Here is a 16,908-nt window from a genome sequence, read left to right on the forward strand (position 1 = left end):
TCATCATGCAGAAGTGCTCTCAGCCTGCGGCACTTCCTCTCTGGCGATGTGGGGTTTACCTACTTTTCTCCGTCACTGGTCATTTCATTGAATTGTTATTTATCTTACGCATCCTGAAGAACAATGTCAATATTTTTTTCCGAAATTTTTTCAAAAATGGCTACCGCCTCATCTTCTTGCGCAGGCTGATCACGCTGCGAAGCGGAACTCCAAATTCCTCTGCCAGTTCCATATTGCTTGATGAAGCTTCCTTTTGGATAAAATCATGAAATTCAATGCCCATCAGTTGATTCACAGGGGCATGTACATGTTCTCCTTTTTCTCCGTTGCGCATCCAAATCTTCCTTTCACCTTTTTTTTAGCTTTTCCAAAAGGTGAAGGTTTTATAAGTTTTATTCCATGCTGTCGAGGATCAGGGTGACAGGGCCGCTGTTCGTGAACGCCACGTCCATCATCGCCCCAAAAATGCCGGTTTCAACCGTAATGCCTTTTTCCTTGAGCATTCCGTTAAACGTCTCATACAGCGTTCTGGCCTGGTCGGGTTTGGCAGCATTCATAAAGTTGGGCCGCCTTCCCTTTTTGCAGTCACCGTACAAGGTAAATTGCGATACGGATAAAATAGATCCCCCGACATCGAGCAACGAGAGATTCATTTTTTGCTGTTCATCTTCAAAAATCCGAAGATTGGCCGCTTTTTCAGCAAGAAATTCCGCATCCTTTTCTGTGTCTCCATGCGTTACTCCGACAAGGAGCAACAAGCCGTGGCCAATTTGGCCCACGACTTTTTCGTCTACGGTAACAGAAGCCTCTGTTACCCGCTGTAAAACTATTCGCATGTCGCTCTCCTTTGTTTCTTTATTGCATGACACGGCGTACCGCGTATATATCAGGAATTTGTTTGATCCGTTCGACTACCTTTTGCAGATGGTTCACATTCTGTATGGAAATGGACATACTGATCGTCGCCATCTTGTTTCTGTCGGATCTTCCCGAAACAGCAGTAATATTGGTTTTTGTTTCGCCTACAGCATGAAGGACCTCGTTCAGGAGACCCCGGCGGTCAAACCCGTTGATTTCAATATCCACATTATAGTTTTTCGGTTTTTCAATGCTGCCTTCCCATTCTACTGGCAGCAGTCTGACCTGAGCATCTCCGGTCGTTACATTCACACAATCCATGCGATGTACGGAAACACCCCTGCCTTTTGTAATATAGCCTACGATGTCGTCCCCCGGCACAGGATTGCAGCATTTGGAAAGACGGATCAGAAGGTTGTCAATGCCTTTGACAACAATGCCTGAGTCGGTTTTCTTGGGTGCCGGCAGACTTTTGGATTCCGAAATCACATCAAGAAGCTGCTTGTTTTCCTGCTCCTGATCTTTTTTCCGGCGAAGCTTATCAGTCAGTCTTGTTGCAATTTGGGCTCCCGTTATGCCGTTGTAACCGACAGCGGCATACATATCTTCCTCGTTTGAAAAATTGTACTTTCTGATAACCGTTTGAATGTTTTCTTGTGTAAAAACATCTTTAAGGTCAAATCCGCGGCCAATAACTTCCTTCTCAATCAATTCCTTGCCTTTGGCGACGTTCTCCTCCCGGCGTTCCCGTTTGAAAAACTGCCGGATCTTATTTTTCGCGTGTGAGCTTTGCGTAATCTTGAGCCAGTCCTGACTTGGTCCGTAGGAATGCTTACTCGTCATGATCTCAATAATGTCGCCGGTCTTCAGCTTGTAATCGAGCGTCACCATTTTTCCGTTGACCTTCGCACCTATACACCGGTTTCCGATCTCTGTGTGGATCCGGTAGGCAAAGTCCAGCGGCACGGAGCCAGCAGGAAGCTCAATTACATCCCCTTTTGGAGTAAAGACAAACACCATATCCGAGAATAGATCCACTTTCAGTGATTCCATGAACTCTTCCGCATCTGCCACATCATTCTGCCACTCCAAAATTTCGCGGAACCAGGTTAACTTATTTTCAAACGTGTTAACCGGGGCTTTCTTGGAGCCTTCCTTGTATGCCCAGTGAGCGGCAATCCCGTATTCTGCCACACGATGCATTTCAATGGTACGGATTTGCACTTCAAGCGGATCGCCTTTTGGACCGATAACCGTTGTATGAAGAGATTGATACATATTGGCTTTTGGCATCGCAATATAATCTTTGAAACGCCCGGGCATAGGCTTCCATGCCGTATGGATGATACCCAAAGCTGCATAGCAGTCTTTGATGTTGTGTACAATTACCCTGACAGCAAGCAGATCGTAGATTTCATTAAACTGTTTGTTCTGCTTGACCATTTTTCTGTAAATGCTGTAGATGTGCTTTGGCCGTCCTGAAATGTCAGCTTTGATCTGCACTTCTGACAAACGGCTGTTGATCTCACTCATCACTTCTTCGACATATTGCTCACGTTCCGCTCTCTTTTGCTTCATCAGGTTTACAATCCTGTAGTACTGCTGTGGATTCAGATACCGCAATGAAACATCTTCAAGCTCCCACTTAATGGTAGAGATACCAAGCCTGTGGGCCAGGGGCGCAAAAATTTCAAGGGTTTCATTTGCTTTTTGAATCTGTTTCTCTTTTGGCATATGCTTCAATGTGCGCATATTGTGCAGGCGGTCTGCTAGTTTAATCAAAATACAGCGAATATCCTGGGCCATTGCTACGAACATTTTTCGGTGATTTTCGGCTTGCTGTTCTTCTTTTGACTTAAACTTGATTTTCTTCAGCTTGGTGACTCCATCAACAAGCATGGCTACTTCTTCATTAAACCGGTCGCTGATATCCTTCAGCGTAATAGGTGTATCTTCCACCACATCATGAAGAAAACCCGCAGCCACTGTGACTGGGTCCATTTGAAGATCGACCAGAATACCAGCCACTTCAACTGGATGCTGAATGTACGGCTCTCCCGATTTGCGGAATTGGCCTTCGTGTGCATCCTTTGCATATTCGTAAGCTTTTCGCAAGAATTCAATATCTTCCTGGGAAAGATAGCTTTCTGCATTTTTTAATACTTCTTCTATCGTCATGAAAATCACCTAACGTCAAAATTGTATAGTGCTTCTATTATCTTGAAAAAACGTGAAGCTGTAAAGTAAAAAACGAAAATTGTCGAATTTCCTTTATTTACAATTCTATATGAAAAAGAAAGAGTACTCCATTACAGAGAGCACCCTTTCTATCTTAATATTGCGTTAACGTAAACATATCATAGCCAGATAGCTTTTCGCGTCCATCCAAATACGTAAGTTCGATCATGAATGCAATCCCGGCAACAACACCGCCAAGCTGCTCTACCAATTCAATAGTCGCACCAATTGTGCCACCTGTTGCCAGAAGGTCATCCGTAATCAATACTCTTTGGCCGGGCTTAATGGCATCTTTGTGTATGGTAAGCACATCCTTGCCATATTCAAGTCCATAACTTACTTTTACCACTTCACGCGGCAATTTTCCATCTTTTCGAACCGGCACAAAGCCAAGCCCCAATTTATAAGCAACCGGGCAGCCAACAATAAAGCCCCTTGCTTCAGGACCCACAATGACATCAATATTTCGATCCTTTGCGTATTCTGCGATATCATCCACTGCTTTGGCATATACTTCGCCATCCTGCATCAGGGTTGTAATATCTTTGAATCGAATACCTTCAAGCGGAAAATCTTCCACCACGGATATATATTTTTTGTAGTCCATTTTCTTTTTTCCTCCTGTATCTATGCCTGAGGGGCTTTCCTTGACTGATGGAAGCAGTTTTTCAATTCCTGATAGGAAGAAAAGACGAGCTGGTTTTCAATTGCAGCCTGCTCCAGTTTATTCCTATATGTAGTTGAATGCTTCAAGTCTTTTTTCTCAGGCCGATCCTTGATCGTAATAACACCATTTTCTATTGTAACAAAGTCCAGCTCAAAAAACACTTTTGACATAAAAGGCACGGCTTCTTTTGACCATCCCTTGAGCCTGGCCAGCTCTTCCCCGTGTCGCGCGGCATCAAATAACTTCCGTTTCGTTAAAAAGGCATAAAACCAGCGGAACTGCTCTCTCGTCGGAACAGATGAAAAGAACTGGTCATTTTCCTGATGAAAAATAACATAGGTTCGTTCAGGCTCCGGATTGCTTTCAAGAAGATAAAAAAATTCTTCTCTTGTTTTTGGCACATCAAGAAAAACAACATATTTACCGGCAAAATTCATTTGATCCTTTTGTTGGGGATAAAGATAAATCCTCTCCTGAAGCTCCGAAAACGCCGGGTGTTTCATCGTCTCTTCTTCAAACGCAATAATCAGCACTTTGCTTTCGGGAAGAGAGAACAATTTTTTTTGTGCATCTCTTATTCCTCTGAGATCGAACAGCTGCCATTCCCTCACAGCAAGATCACTGAGCATCAGCTGCGGTTTTCGGTAACCGTTCCACTCATTAATGGACAGTTCTCCGACAGCTGATACCGGAGAATGATAGCTCAGCTCATCCATCAATTCACCTTTGTGAAATCCGATGGCATCAAGCTTATGCTTCCCATCTGAGAATTGGATTTTCAGGTGATTGGACTGGCTGCCAATCTTTTTGATTTCACTGATGTTCACATCGGGAATCAAGACCCGCGGTGTCGGATTATTGACCCCAAACGGCGCAAGCTTGTTCATCTGCTCAATCGTTTCAATGGTAACTTCATCCAGAGAACATTCAAGATCAATGGCAGTCACCGGTTTAAAATCTTCTTCTGTCAGCTGCTCCCGGCCCTGGCGGTTCAGTCGGCTTCTCAATTCGTCCAGATCACTTGCTGCAAGCGTCATACCAGCCGCCATTGGATGCCCTCCAAAATGAGGAAGGATATCCCGGCTCAGTGACAGATTCTCGAACATATCAAAGCCCTCAATGCTCCTTGCTGATCCTTTGGCGAGGCCTTTTTCCGAATCAATGCTTAGCACGATCGTCGGACGATAAAATTTCTCCACTAAACGTGAAGCCACGATGCCGATGACTCCCGGGTTCCAGCCTTCTTTAGCGATCACAAGAACCGCATTATCCTCCGGAGGGAAGTTCTGTTCCACTTCCTCAACAGCTTCTTTCGTAATTTCGGAAACGATCGACTGGCGGGTTTTGTTTAATTGATCGATTTCTGATGCGAGCATCTTTGCCGCTTCTTCGTCCTCTGTTGTAAAAAGCTCAACTGCAGGAACAGCGGAATCCAGCCGGCCGGCGGCATTTACCCTCGGCCCGATCGCAAAACCGACATGTTCTGCGTTTAAAACCGTATCCTTTAATCCGGCCACTTCAAGAAGCGCTCTTAATCCTTTTTTGGTGGTTCTCTCCAGTGCTTTAATGCCTTCCCTGGCAATAATCCGGTTCTCGTCCACTAATGGCACCAGATCGGCAATTGTGCCAATACAGGCGATGTCAAGCAGGTGCAGCGGGGCTTCTCCAAGAAGTGCATGGGAAACCTTAAATGCCACGCCGACGCCTGCCAAACCTTTAAACGGGTATGGGCAGCCCGGTTTTTTAGGATTAACAATACTGTATGCACCCGGAAGAACAGGAGGCGGTTCATGATGATCCGTTACGATAAAATCAAGACCAATCTCTTTAGCGACCTGCGCTTCGTGAACAGCCGAAATTCCTGTATCCACTGTAATGACAAGGGTAAAACCTTGCTCCCTCGCCCATCTGAGGGCAGGCTCATTCGGTCCGTATCCTTCTGTAAAACGGTTCGGTATGTAAAATTCAAAATCGGCTCCCAAAGCCTTTAATGTATATACCATTACAGATGTGCTGCTGACACCATCCGCATCATAATCACCAAAGATCAAAATCTTTTCATTTTGCTCTATGGCCGTTTTAATCCTGTTTACTGTTTCATTCATTCCATCCAGCATGAATGGATCATAAAATGCTTGCGGGCCGCTGTATAAAAAGCGCTCTGCACTTTCAACGGTCTCCATCCCTCTTGAAACCAGCAGCTTTGCCACCAGTTCCGGTATTTTTAATGCAGAAGATAAGGCAGAAGCCTGCTCTTCCGGAACGGGCAGGAGGTTCCAGCGCGTTCTTGCCTGTAACATGAAATCACCTCTTAACCTACTCATTATACAAAAGTGGTTAAGAGGTGACAATGAAATCCATAATGAAATTGTTTGTTTTATGCCTGGCTGTCTGCCGGCTTGAAGTTTCGTTTCTTTAATTGTTTGGCCTTCCAAACGAACCAGAGCTGTGAAGCGATACAGATGGAAGAATACATACCGAACATCAAACCGATAAATAGAGCGATCGAGAAGTTGCGGATGGATTCACTTCCAAAGATCCAAAGCGCCACCGCTGCCACCAATACGGTCAGTACTGTGTTGATAGAACGGGTAAGCGTCTGTTTGATGCTGTCGTGGACCACTCCGGCGAGAACGTCTTTGTTCTTGATTCTCGTCTTCTTCATGTTCTCCCTGATTCGGTCAAACGTAACGATGGTATCATTGATGGAATAACCGACAATGGTCAGTACCGCCGCAATAAACGTAAGGTCCACTTCCAAACGAAGGAAGCTGAATACCGCAATAATCAAGAAGGCATCATGCAGCAACGCAATAATGGCAGCGAGGGCCATCAGGAACTCAAAGCGGATGCCCACATAAATGATGATGCCCACCGAAGCGATCAACACGGAAATCAAGGCATTTCTGGCCAATTCACGGCCGACCACCGGAGATACCGTACTCACACTCGGTTCTGTTCCATATTTGTCTTTTATCGTTGTTTTAAACTTTGCAATTTCATCCTTTGATAAAACTTTGTTGTATGCAACGGACGCACGCTGGTTGTTTTGTCCTGCGAGCACCGGAATCTCTTCAGGCTTCAGCCCCGCACTGTTCAGCGTGTCAGAAAGATCCTCTGCGTTTATGGACGTCTTCGCCTGGACTTCAGCCTTCGATCCGCTCTCAAAATCAATGCCCAGGTTTAAGCCAAAGACCAAAAGAGATACGATCCCCAGCACGGTAATAATTGAAGAGAAAATAAAGAATATCTTACGGTGTTTGACAAAGTCGTAATTAAAGCTCACTGATTTCACTCTCCTTCACGCCGAAGTACCCTGGCTTTTTATCAAGCCATCTGCTTTTAACCAGCAGTCCAAGGAACACCCGGGAGCCGTACACGGCTGTGATAAAGCTGGCAAGCACTGAAATGATAAGTACCAATGCAAACCCTTTAACTGAACTTGTACCATAGGCAAATAACACTCCTGCGGCCAGGATTGTTGTGATGTTCGCATCAAAGATTGTGGTAAATGATCTGCGGTTTCCGGCTTTAAACGCACTCATCACCGACTTGCCGCTTCTTAGTTCTTCCTTGATCCGTTCATACGTGATAATGTTGGCATCTACAGCCATTCCAACCCCGAGGATCAGTGCGGCAATACCCGGCAAGGTCAGGACGCCATTCATCCAGTCAAAAATAAGCAGGATCAAGTAAATGTATATGCTTAAGGTAATTACGGCAACAAGACCAGGAATCCGGTAATAAAGGAGCATGAAAAGGAAAATGATAGCTACTCCAATAAAGCCCGCATAGATTGTATCATGCAGCGCCTGTTCCCCAAACTTCGCCCCCACTGAAGTGGAATATACTTCTTTCAGTTTAACCGGAAGCGCTCCGGCATTTAAAATATCTGCTAAATTTTGCGCCTCTTCCTGTGTAAAGCGCCCTTCAATGACAACCTGTTTTTGGTCAAGAACGCTGTTTACAGAAGGAGCAGAAATGAATTTCGGGTCTTTTTTCCCGGCTTCCGCTTTATAGGAATCGCCTTTTTCATAATCGAGCCAGATGACCAGCTGATTTTGCCCAGGCCCCATATTCATCACTTTTTTTGTTACTTCACCAAACTTGTCTCCGTCTTTCAGCGTAAGCTGGACAATCGGCTGGTTTTGCTGGTTATATGTAACTTTTGAACCGCCGCCTTTAAGGTCGGAACCGTCGAGCAAAACTTTATCGTTTACATCGCGGAACGTCAGCTGTGCTTTCGTGGAAAGGAGCTTACGGGCATTGTTTTGATCCTTCACCCCTGCGAGCTGGACACGGATTCTGTCCTTACCCTCGATGGTGATATTTGGTTCTGATACACCGAGTACGTTCACCCTGCGATCCAATGCCTGTACAGCACTTTTTAACACATCATTATCAATCTTTTGGCCTTTTTTTGCCGGTTTTACCTGATAAAGAACCTCAAACCCGCCTTGCAGATCAAGACCCAGTTTAATGTTTTTCACGATTTGCGGTGTGGTGAAACCGATTAATACCGCAAAAGCGGCCAGGATTAATATAAACGTGGCAATCCTGTTCTTTTTTACCATTATCCCTTTCCTCCTTCATGCTGCTACACTGCTTTACAAACAAAATGAAGCCATTATGTAAAATGAGTCCAACCTTCCCCATTATATCGACTGTTGTTTTTTTCTGTCAATTTCATAAGGTGAACTTTGTAAAAACTTACACAATCCCTGTTTTGCCCGAAAGAAAAAAAGAAACCATCACGATGCAATGGCCTCTTATTTTACATCCTTTTTATAGGCTTCAAGCGTCAGCCAATTCATAAAATCGGTCAACGACAAATTGAGAATCAAACCTACAAGAACGTGAAGCCTTACTTCTACTTTTTTCTTTTGCGCTTTTTGTATGACGCAATCCCAGATTTCCTCGCTTGTGACGCTCTCATAGCCAAGAAAGTGAAATTCTTCGGTTTTGCTTTTTAACGCGGGTTCCACCTGATCTTGTAACTCTTCAAACGACGTGGCATTCACCGTTTTTTCACCTCGTTTTTTCTCTTTTTTGAACGAAACTACTTGTCATGCTTTGTCCCTTTTCTCCATATAAATGGGTTACACAGATGCCAGACGGTCGATTTCATTTCTGAAAAGAAAGTAGGGCCCAAAAATGTCAAAACAAACACTCATCCAGGGAACTCTCCTTCTCATACTGGCGGGACTGATCACAAGGATCCTTGGTTTTATTAATCGTATTGTGGTGGCCCGGGTCATGGGCCAGGAAGGCGTTGGTTTGTATATGATGGCAGTGCCGACCATGCTGCTTGCCATTACATTAACACGCATGGGCCTTCCGGTTGCGATTTCCAAACTGGTTGCCGAAGCGGATGCAAAAGGAGACCGTAAGAAAATTAAAAAAGTGCTGATCGTCTCTCTTGCGATCACAGGGGTATTAAGCATTATCTTTACGACGGCCATGATAGTAGCCGCTCCTATATTATCTCACTATTTCTTTACAGACAAAAGAACCTTTTATCCATTAATTGCAATTGCACCCGTGGTTCCGATCATTGCCGTATCTTCTGTACTGAGAGGCTATTTTCAGGGGCTGCAAAACATGCGTCCTTCCGCCTATTCACAGGTAATTGAACAAATTGTGCGGATTACTCTTGTTGCACTTTTAACCAGCTTTTTTCTACCCTATGGTGTTGAATTTGCAGCGGCAGGAGCCATGATCTCCGTAATTATCGGAGAACTGGCTTCTCTCCTTTATATGTTTTCCATGTTTAAGTTGAAAAAAAACATGAAAGTCCGAAAAGGCTTTTTCAAACAGTTGAAAAGCGGGCATGATACGCTGAAAGAATTGCTTGGCATTGCCCTTCCTACAACCGGAAGCCAGCTGATCGGGTCGGTTTCTTACTTTTTTGAACCTATTGTGGTCGCACAAAGTCTCGCCATCGCCGGAGTCAGTGCAATCGCAGCCACCAGGCAGTATGGGGAACTGGCCGGTTACGTTATTCCCTTGTTATTCTTGCCCACATTTATCACATTTTCGTTATCCGTATCACTTGTTCCTGCGATCAGCGAAGCCAACGCCAATAAGAAGTATGGCCTGATTGAACATCGGCTGAATCAGGCTTTGCGACTTTCCATGCTGTCCGGGGGCATAGCCGCTGTGGTGATGTACGTGTATGCTGTTCCCATTATGGATCTAATGTATGATTCACCGGCCTCGGCGAGCTATTTGAAGGTGATGACCCCACTGTTTTTCTTTCTTTACTTTCAAGGTCCCTTGCAGGCTGTGCTGCAGGCCATGAATTTGGCCAGAGCTGCGATGATGAACAGCCTCATTGGCTCTGTCGTCAAGCTTGCCGCCATCTTCGCACTTGCCACCCGGCCAGAGTTCGGGATTATGGGAGTGGCACTGGCCATTGTGCTGGGAATCGTTGTCGTTACGCTCCTTCATTTTGCAAGCGTCGCAAAAGCCATCAGCTATTCTATAAAAGCAAAGGATTTTATCTTTGGTTTAATGTCGATCCTGATCACTGGTTTTGGTTCCCACTTTATTTATACGTATATCTTTCCACAGTTTTCAAAAGTGCCTGGCATCTGTTTCAGTTTGTTACTTACCGGTATTCTCTACCTTACAACCCTGTTTTTCTTTCGGCTCATAAAAAGAGACGATCTCAGGCAGTTGCCCATTATTAAGCGATGGGTATAAAAGCAGCTTCCCAAACGGGAGACTGCTTACTCGTCTTTTTGGTCCACATATAAGGTTCCGTTTTTATTGATTGTGCAAAGCGTAATTTTCTTTGTGTCCCTAAACCCCATTTTTCGCAATTCCTGACGCAGCCAGAGGGAGGTTTTATCCAATTTTTTCAAGTGCTCTTCCTGAATTTTCCCATCCAGAATCACTGGAAATACCAAAGGAAGGTTACTGTAAGGAATTTCAGAATCACCTGTCTTCACGCTGTCCTCTTTTGTAATCACTGAAAGTTTACCCGTAGATTCCAGTATTCCGAATTCCACGTCTGTCACGTTTCTCACATTGTTTTCTCTCAGTTGGGTAAGCAAATCATCAAAATTATACCGTTGCCTTTTCATTTCAGATTCGTTTATGTGTCCGTTCTCAATAATGATTGAAGGCTTCCCGTCCACTATTTCTCTCACTTTTTTGCTCTTCAAAGAAAGGAACGCAAGGAAAATTTGTATAAGAAACAGTACGAAGATTCCGATCAAATGTTTAAGCATCGGTACTTTGGGGTCTTCGATCGAGATAACGGCAAGCTCGGCGATCATGATGGACACGACAAAATCGAGAACTGACAATTTTCCGATTTCACGTTTTCCCATCAGGCGGAACACACCAATTAAAATAAAGTAGACGAAAATGGTCCTTAACACAATTGTATAATATTCCATTGCAGTCCCTCCCTTCTTTCAGTCAACCTTAGTTTGACCATGGCAGGGAGCGAACATGAGGCGTAGGTTTTGGTAATTGAAATAAATAATGGTCTTTTTTCCGGTTCTGTTTTTTGCGACAGTGAATATGGTTATAAGGAAGGCTTGTATGTAAAGGGGGACGAATCCAGGTGAATGCAAGGCATATGTTTTCGGCAATGATAAAAGGAGTTGCCGCCATATTGGTTGCCATTATTATAAGCAGTCTGATCCTTTCTCTTCTGTTGCGCTTCACGTCACTAACAGAGGTATCTTTGAAATGGGTAACCACCGGTCTTTCTTTTTTATCCCTTTTTATCGGTGGTTTTCTATCAGGAAAAAAAGGCAAAGAAAAAGGCATGATGCTCGGTATAGGCACCGCCCTTCTTTTTTCCTTATTCGTTTTTTTGGTTCAGTATCTGGGTTATCAAACCACATTCACCTCCACCCAATACCTGTTTCACGGTATCTTTTTGCTGCTTTGTATGCTGGGAGCCATCATGGGTGTCAATGTCAGCAGTCATAAATAATGTTCAAATCGTAATAAAAGCAGAAACGCGGTGGCGCTTCTGCTTTTCATTATACTTCTCTTGATTCACGGATCGCATTGCGGTCAAACGTCAATGCGGAACCATCTTTGGACTTGATGACAACCGTGTTTTCTTCCAGCACTTCAATTGTGCCGTGAAGACCGCCGATCGTGACAACATGATCCCCTTTTTTCAGACCGGATTGCATTGTTCGCACAGCCTTTTGCCTTTTTTGCTGAGGTCTGATCAGCAAAAAGTAGAAGATGACAAACATTAGCAAGATTGGTAATAAAGAACCTAAGCTACCCATTTATTTCACCCCTTTCAATTAGTTAAACCTTAAAAGTTTTTCGCATCCGGTTTATTAAAGCCATATTGTTCGAAAAATTCTTCACGGAAGTCAAGCAGCCTGTCTTCCCGGATCGCTTGCTTGACCTGCTCCATTAAGTTTACCAAAAAATAAAGGTTATGGTAACTCGTAAGGCGGAAACCAAACGTTTCATTGCTTTTGACCAGATGGCGGATATACGCGCGCGAGTAATTTCGGCATGTATAGCAATCGCAATTTTCATCAAGCGGTCTGAAGTCTTTGGCATACTTTGCATTTCGGACAACCAGCCTTCCTTCACTGGTCATCAGTGTACCGTTCCTCGCGATGCGTGTTGGCAGTACACAGTCAAACATGTCAATCCCGCGGATGGCACCATCAATAAGGGAGTCAGGCGAACCTACACCCATCAGATATCTTGGTTTGTTATCTGGCAAATAAGGTGTGGTGAATTCCAGCACCCGGTTCATGACGTCTTTCGGTTCACCCACGGAAAGTCCCCCGACAGCATATCCTGGAAAGTCAAGGGATACGAGATCTTCTGCACTTTGACGGCGTAAATCTTCATATTCACCACCCTGTACAATTCCGAACAACCCCTGATCATGCGGCCTTTCATGGGCGTTCAGACACCGTTCGGCCCAGCGGCTTGTCCGTTCAACGGACGACTTCATATACTCGTACTCTGCCGGATATGGTGGACATTCATCAAATGCCATCATGATATCCGAACCTAGAGCATTTTGAATCTCCATTGCACCTTCCGGGCTTAAAAACAGCTTTTCACCGTTCAAATGGTTTCTGAAATGAACGCCTTCTTCCGTAATTTTTCTTAAATCACTTAAACTGAAGACCTGAAACCCGCCTGAATCGGTCAAAATCGAACGGTCCCAATTCATAAATTTATGAAGACCACCTGCTTCTCGGACGATTTCATGACCCGGACGAAGCCACAGATGATACGTATTACTCAAAATAATGTTGGCCCCAAGGTCTTTCAACTCTTCCGGGCTCATTGTTTTTACAGTGGCCAGTGTCCCTACCGGCATAAATACCGGTGTTTCAAACACACCATGTGGCGTATGGACTTTACCAAGCCTCGCTCCCGATTGCTTGCACGTTTTGATTAATTCATACCGGACGGCTGCTGTCATGTTTGTTCTCTCCTTCTAGAATCAGCATGGCATCCCCAAAGCTGAAGAATCGATATCGTTCATTTACGGCTTCCTTGTAAGCTTTCAGGACATGTTCACGGCCGGCAAGCGCACTGATCAGCATGATCAGCGTGGACTTTGGCAAATGAAAATTCGTAATCATTCCGTCAATCGCTTTAAACGTATAACCGGGATAAATAAAGATATCGGTCCATCCGGAATCCTCACAAAATTTACCATGTTTACCTGCAACAGTTTCAAGTGTCCGGGTGGATGTAGTGCCAACAGATACAATCCGTCCGCCGTTCTTTTTCACATGGTTCAGCAGTTCAGCTGTACCTTTTGTGATCTGATAAAATTCGGCATGCATGTCATGCTCTTCAATATTTTCTGCCGATACCGGCCGGAATGTCCCAAGTCCCACATGGAGTGTAATAAAAGTGACATGAACACCTTTTTTCTTAATATCTTCAAGAAGAGATTCCGTAAAATGTAATCCCGCGGTCGGAGCGGCAGCAGAGCCCTGGTGCTTGGCATAAACGGTCTGATAACGGTCTCGCTCTTCCAGCTGTTCTTTAATGTAAGGTGGAAGAGGCATTTCACCCAACGCATCAAGAATTTCGTAAAAAATACCCTCGTATTCAAATTTAAAGGTTCGGCCACCCTGGTCTGTCTCCCCGGTGCATACGGCTTTCAGCAGACCATTCCCAAAGACAACGGTCGTTCCCGGTTTTACGCGTTTGGCTGGCTTCACGAGTGTCTCCCACGTGTCATCTCCTGTTTCTTTCAGCAGCAAAATCTCGATTTTGGCTTTTGTATCTTCCTTTTCACCCAAAAGCCTTGCCGGAAGAACTCTTGTGTCGTTCAACACCAGGCAGTCGCCCGGGTTTAAGTAATCGATAATATTTTTAAATGTATTGTGTTCTACCTTCCCGGTTGCCGGGTCAAGTACCATCAGCCTGGATGCTGTTCGGTCCTTTAACGGAGTTTGCGCAATCAGCTCTTCCGGAAGGTCAAAGTCAAACATATTAATATCCATTTTCTTCTCCTGTTTCTCTTACTCGAAGGTCTTTTGGACCTCCTTATTTAAAACGACCGATCACATACATGATCAAAGACAGAACAATACTGGCAATGATCGATGTGACAATCGGAAAATAAAACGTTGTGTTGCCTTTTTTAAATACAAGATCGCCGGGCAGTTTGCCGACAAATGTCCATAGGCTGCCAATCACTATCAATACGATTCCCATAATTATCAACAACCGGGAAATTCCCATTAAGGATGCGGCACCTCCAAATTAAAATGCTCATACGCAAGAGCTGTGGCTACTCTCCCTCTTGGCGTACGCTGTATAAAACCGATCTGCAGCAAATAGGGCTCATACACATCTTCAATCGTATGCGATTCTTCCCCGATCGTAGCAGATATAGTTTCAAGACCGACAGGACCGCCTTTATATTTATGGATGATCCCTTGTAATAATTTATGGTCAATATGGTCCAATCCTAAACGGTCAACCTGAAGCATCTCCAGCGATTTATCAGCCAGGCCCAAAGTAATGGTGTCTGTCCCGTCCACCTGGGCAAAATCACGGACACGCTTGAACAGCCGGTTGGCTATTCTCGGCGTTCCTCTTGACCGCCGGGCAATCTCTGACGCAGACTGCAGATCAATCTTCATATTAAAAACACCGCTTGTTCGGGTTACAATTTCTGTTAATTCTTCAACCGTATAAAATTCAAGCCGGGCCAAAACGCCAAACCTGTCCCTGAGCGGTGATGACAGTGATCCTGCACGGGTAGTGGCTCCTACAAGTGTAAAGGGAGGCAGATCCAAACGGACTGACCGGGCTGTCTCTCCCTTCCCGATGACAATATCCAAACAAAAGTCTTCCATTGCCGAATACAGCACCTCTTCTATGGCCCTTGATAAACGGTGGATTTCATCAATGAATAAAACATCTCCCGGCTCCAGCGCAGTAAGAATTGCGGCAAGGTCACCCGGCCGTTCAATCGCCGGACCGCTCGTGGACCGGAAATTGACATTCATTTCCCTCGCGATGATAGAGGCAAGGGTCGTTTTACCAAGCCCTGGAGGACCGTACAAAAGCACATGGTCGAGTGCCTCATTTCTCATTTTGGCAGCCTGGATAAAGATATTCAAATTTTCTTTTACTTTTTCCTGACCTATGTATTGATGCAGGTATTCCGGACGTAAACTCAGTTCAAAAAAATCATCCTTCGAGCTTTCTCCAGATACAATTCTATCGTCCAAAGCGATCACGCCCCTAATGATTCACTAGCTTTTGCAGCGCTTTCCTAATGTATTGATCCGTAGTCAGATCTTCCTTTTTAAGCGAAGGCAGCACTTTGTTGATCTCCTTTTTGGCATATCCCAATGCGGTTAATGCTTCCACCGCTTCATCCAGCTGATCTGAATGGCCAGGCGCCGGAGTCGCAAATAATCCTTCAGCCGGTTCGTCTGTAAAAATCGACAGCTTCCCTTTCAAGTCCAATATCATCTGTCGTGCGGTTTTTTTCCCTACACCGGGGAATTTAACCAGGAACGCTTCATCTTCGGCCTCAATGGCACGGATGACTTGTTCAGGCTGGCCAAAAGCCATAATGGCAAGCGCCCCTTTTGGACCGATTCCTGACACGTTCAGCAGTTTCAGAAACAGATCACGTTCCTTGCGCGCTTTAAAACCGTACAAAGCAAGCACATCTTCCCTTACATATTGGAACGTGTATATGGTTTCTGTTTGCCCCACCCTGTATATAAATGGATTGGGACAGAGAATCTGGTACCCGATACCATTCACTTCAAGCACAGTGTATTCGGCTGAAACATGTACAATTTTACCGTTTATGTGTTCAATCAATCATGTTCTCTCCTTCTAAACAACACAAGCGCTGTGCCGCTGTATAAAGCGACCATACGTTTCCTCTCCGTATTGTATCACAGAGTCCGTCTAAACGGGGATAATAACACCAAAGAGAGGTGTGAACATTTCTTCAAAAGTAACGTTTAAACAGCCACAAAAAAAGAGAACAGAAAAATCTGTTCTCTAGCGGTTATTTTCGAAAGGACGTTTCACTGCATTCCCTAAGTCGGTGCCAGCTTTTCCGATGTCGGACATAATGCCTTTAACGTCGGAGCTGACTTCGCGCGTGGTCTTGCCGTTTTGAAGATTATTATCTACATTTTTGATTCGATTGACGAGGTTATCATCCGTTGTTACACGAACATCCCGATTGGGAACCAGTTTCTTTACTTCTCTATAGACCCTGTGATCCACGGCCTTTTTGTTGTTTTCGCTGGTATCTATCCCGACAATGACGTTGTTATCATTCAAAATAACATGAGCATCGTCTACATTGTTCATACGGTTGACACGGTCACGGATCTTTTCGGCAAGGGCACCATCATAGTTTTGATCGTATCCTACATTCCTTGGCGCGTTATTGTCCGTACGGTTGTTATCCATCATATCGGTTACAGGACCTTTGCTGCGGTCCATCCCATCGCGGTCACCCTGCTTGTTGTAATAACCGATCGGCCGCACGTCGTTATCATTGCGGTCAAGTGCACCTTTATTGGTATTACATCCCACAAGTCCTGCTGCCAATGTTAGAACCGTTAATCCACTTAGTATTGGTTTCAATGCAAAAAACCTCCTTTCACCACTATAATGGCTGTCGGAGG

Annotated in this window: 16 protein-coding genes, 1 pseudogene and 1 other annotated feature (1 of these 18 cut by a window edge); of the genes and pseudogenes, 2 read left to right on the plus strand and 15 right to left on the minus strand. The window is 44.7% G+C overall.

The window, feature by feature from the left end; all coding sequences use genetic code 11:
* Nucleotides 1-85 (minus strand) — a binding site (T-box leader) (it extends 151 nt beyond the left edge of the window).
* Nucleotides 86-160: 75 nt separating this feature from the next.
* From QNH15_RS16760 to QNH15_RS16790, 7 genes and pseudogenes are all read right to left on the minus strand, one after another.
* A complete protein-coding gene (locus tag QNH15_RS16760) occupies nucleotides 161-334 on the minus strand; it encodes a hypothetical protein (RefSeq protein ID WP_061972646.1) in 174 nt (57 codons plus the stop codon).
* Between the two features lie 58 nt (nucleotides 335-392).
* The gene (gene dtd, locus QNH15_RS16765; protein WP_283889402.1) at nucleotides 393-836 is read right to left on the minus strand and encodes a D-aminoacyl-tRNA deacylase; all 444 of its coding nucleotides are present in this window, start codon (nucleotides 834-836) and stop codon (nucleotides 393-395) included.
* Nucleotides 837-855: 19 nt separating this feature from the next.
* Nucleotides 856-3,036, minus strand: a complete 2,181-nt coding sequence (locus QNH15_RS16770; protein WP_283889403.1) for a RelA/SpoT family protein — start codon at nucleotides 3,034-3,036, stop codon at nucleotides 856-858.
* A 154-nt stretch (nucleotides 3,037-3,190) separates the two neighbouring features.
* On the minus strand, nucleotides 3,191-3,703 hold the full coding sequence (locus tag QNH15_RS16775; RefSeq protein ID WP_283889404.1) for an adenine phosphoribosyltransferase: 513 nt from the start codon (nucleotides 3,701-3,703) through the stop codon (nucleotides 3,191-3,193).
* A 20-nt stretch (nucleotides 3,704-3,723) separates the two neighbouring features.
* Nucleotides 3,724-6,063 carry a single-stranded-DNA-specific exonuclease RecJ gene (gene recJ / locus QNH15_RS16780; protein WP_283889405.1) on the minus strand — a complete coding sequence of 780 codons (2,340 nt, stop codon included), beginning with the start codon at nucleotides 6,061-6,063 and terminating at the stop codon, nucleotides 3,724-3,726.
* Between the two features lie 77 nt (nucleotides 6,064-6,140).
* A pseudogene (gene secDF / locus QNH15_RS16785) lies at nucleotides 6,141-8,337 on the minus strand (protein translocase subunit SecDF).
* 195 nt (nucleotides 8,338-8,532) lie between these two features.
* Nucleotides 8,533-8,784, minus strand: coding sequence for a post-transcriptional regulator (locus tag QNH15_RS16790; RefSeq protein ID WP_283889406.1), 252 nt, complete (start codon nucleotides 8,782-8,784; stop codon nucleotides 8,533-8,535).
* A gap of 133 nt (nucleotides 8,785-8,917) precedes the next feature.
* Between QNH15_RS16790 and spoVB the strand changes: the two genes are divergently transcribed.
* Entirely contained in the window at nucleotides 8,918-10,468 is a 1,551-nt protein-coding gene (spoVB, locus tag QNH15_RS16795) for a stage V sporulation protein B (RefSeq protein ID WP_283889407.1), read from the plus strand.
* Between the two features lie 26 nt (nucleotides 10,469-10,494).
* On the opposite strand, the gene QNH15_RS16800 is transcribed toward spoVB, so the two are convergent.
* Nucleotides 10,495-11,169, minus strand: coding sequence for a DUF421 domain-containing protein (locus QNH15_RS16800; RefSeq protein WP_283889408.1), 675 nt, complete (start codon nucleotides 11,167-11,169; stop codon nucleotides 10,495-10,497).
* A gap of 170 nt (nucleotides 11,170-11,339) precedes the next feature.
* Here QNH15_RS16800 and QNH15_RS16805 point away from each other — a divergent pair, with 170 nt between their 5' ends.
* Nucleotides 11,340-11,717, plus strand: coding sequence for a TIGR04086 family membrane protein (locus QNH15_RS16805; protein ID WP_347343349.1), 378 nt, complete (start codon nucleotides 11,340-11,342; stop codon nucleotides 11,715-11,717).
* Between the two features lie 49 nt (nucleotides 11,718-11,766).
* On the opposite strand, the gene yajC is transcribed toward QNH15_RS16805, so the two are convergent.
* The 7 genes from yajC to QNH15_RS16840 all read right to left on the minus strand — a co-directional run bounded on the left by yajC (nucleotide 11,767) and on the right by QNH15_RS16840 (nucleotide 16,867).
* Nucleotides 11,767-12,027, minus strand: a complete 261-nt coding sequence (yajC, locus tag QNH15_RS16810; RefSeq protein ID WP_090234688.1) for a preprotein translocase subunit YajC — start codon at nucleotides 12,025-12,027, stop codon at nucleotides 11,767-11,769.
* Between the two features lie 29 nt (nucleotides 12,028-12,056).
* Nucleotides 12,057-13,199, minus strand: coding sequence for a tRNA guanosine(34) transglycosylase Tgt (gene tgt, locus QNH15_RS16815; protein ID WP_090234691.1), 1,143 nt, complete (start codon nucleotides 13,197-13,199; stop codon nucleotides 12,057-12,059).
* Complete coding sequence (queA, locus tag QNH15_RS16820) at nucleotides 13,177-14,238, minus strand: tRNA preQ1(34) S-adenosylmethionine ribosyltransferase-isomerase QueA (protein WP_283889409.1); 1,062 nt, start codon at nucleotides 14,236-14,238, stop codon at nucleotides 13,177-13,179. Before queA ends, tgt begins: the two co-directional genes overlap by 23 nt.
* Nucleotides 14,239-14,281: 43 nt before the next feature.
* Nucleotides 14,282-14,479: a DUF2905 domain-containing protein gene (locus QNH15_RS16825; RefSeq protein WP_170834309.1), complete on the minus strand. Its 198-nt coding sequence runs from the start codon at nucleotides 14,477-14,479 to the stop codon at nucleotides 14,282-14,284.
* Nucleotides 14,479-15,477, minus strand: a complete 999-nt coding sequence (gene ruvB / locus QNH15_RS16830) for a Holliday junction branch migration DNA helicase RuvB (protein ID WP_061972629.1) — start codon at nucleotides 15,475-15,477, stop codon at nucleotides 14,479-14,481. Before ruvB ends, QNH15_RS16825 begins: the two co-directional genes overlap by 1 nt.
* A gap of 13 nt (nucleotides 15,478-15,490) precedes the next feature.
* The gene (gene ruvA, locus QNH15_RS16835; RefSeq protein WP_283889410.1) at nucleotides 15,491-16,084 is read right to left on the minus strand and encodes a Holliday junction branch migration protein RuvA; all 594 of its coding nucleotides are present in this window, start codon (nucleotides 16,082-16,084) and stop codon (nucleotides 15,491-15,493) included.
* A 186-nt stretch (nucleotides 16,085-16,270) separates the two neighbouring features.
* Nucleotides 16,271-16,867, minus strand: a complete 597-nt coding sequence (locus QNH15_RS16840) for a YhcN/YlaJ family sporulation lipoprotein (RefSeq protein ID WP_283889411.1) — start codon at nucleotides 16,865-16,867, stop codon at nucleotides 16,271-16,273.
* Nucleotides 16,868-16,908: the final 41 nt, after the last annotated feature.

This window comes from Fictibacillus enclensis (assembly GCF_030123385.1).
Classification (GTDB): domain Bacteria; phylum Bacillota; class Bacilli; order Bacillales; family Fictibacillaceae; genus Fictibacillus_C; species Fictibacillus_C enclensis.

Excerpts from the sequence above, each read along its gene's own strand:
- QNH15_RS16760 (WP_061972646.1), bottom strand. The coding sequence starts at position 334 with ATGCGCAACGGAGAAAAAGGAGAACATGTACATGCCCCTGTGAATCAA.
- dtd (WP_283889402.1), bottom strand. The coding sequence starts at position 836 with ATGCGAATAGTTTTACAGCGGGTAACAGAGGCTTCTGTTACCGTAGAC.
- QNH15_RS16770 (WP_283889403.1), bottom strand. The coding sequence starts at position 3,036 with ATGACGATAGAAGAAGTATTAAAAAATGCAGAAAGCTATCTTTCCCAG.
- QNH15_RS16775 (WP_283889404.1), bottom strand. The coding sequence starts at position 3,703 with ATGGACTACAAAAAATATATATCCGTGGTGGAAGATTTTCCGCTTGAA.
- recJ (WP_283889405.1), bottom strand. The coding sequence starts at position 6,063 with ATGTTACAGGCAAGAACGCGCTGGAACCTCCTGCCCGTTCCGGAAGAG.
- spoVB (WP_283889407.1), top strand. The coding sequence starts at position 8,918 with ATGTCAAAACAAACACTCATCCAGGGAACTCTCCTTCTCATACTGGCG.
- QNH15_RS16800 (WP_283889408.1), bottom strand. The coding sequence starts at position 11,169 with ATGGAATATTATACAATTGTGTTAAGGACCATTTTCGTCTACTTTATT.
- yajC (WP_090234688.1), bottom strand. The coding sequence starts at position 12,027 with ATGGGTAGCTTAGGTTCTTTATTACCAATCTTGCTAATGTTTGTCATC.
- tgt (WP_090234691.1), bottom strand. The coding sequence starts at position 13,199 with ATGACAGCAGCCGTCCGGTATGAATTAATCAAAACGTGCAAGCAATCG.
- queA (WP_283889409.1), bottom strand. The coding sequence starts at position 14,238 with ATGGATATTAATATGTTTGACTTTGACCTTCCGGAAGAGCTGATTGCG.
- QNH15_RS16825 (WP_170834309.1), bottom strand. The coding sequence starts at position 14,479 with ATGGGAATTTCCCGGTTGTTGATAATTATGGGAATCGTATTGATAGTG.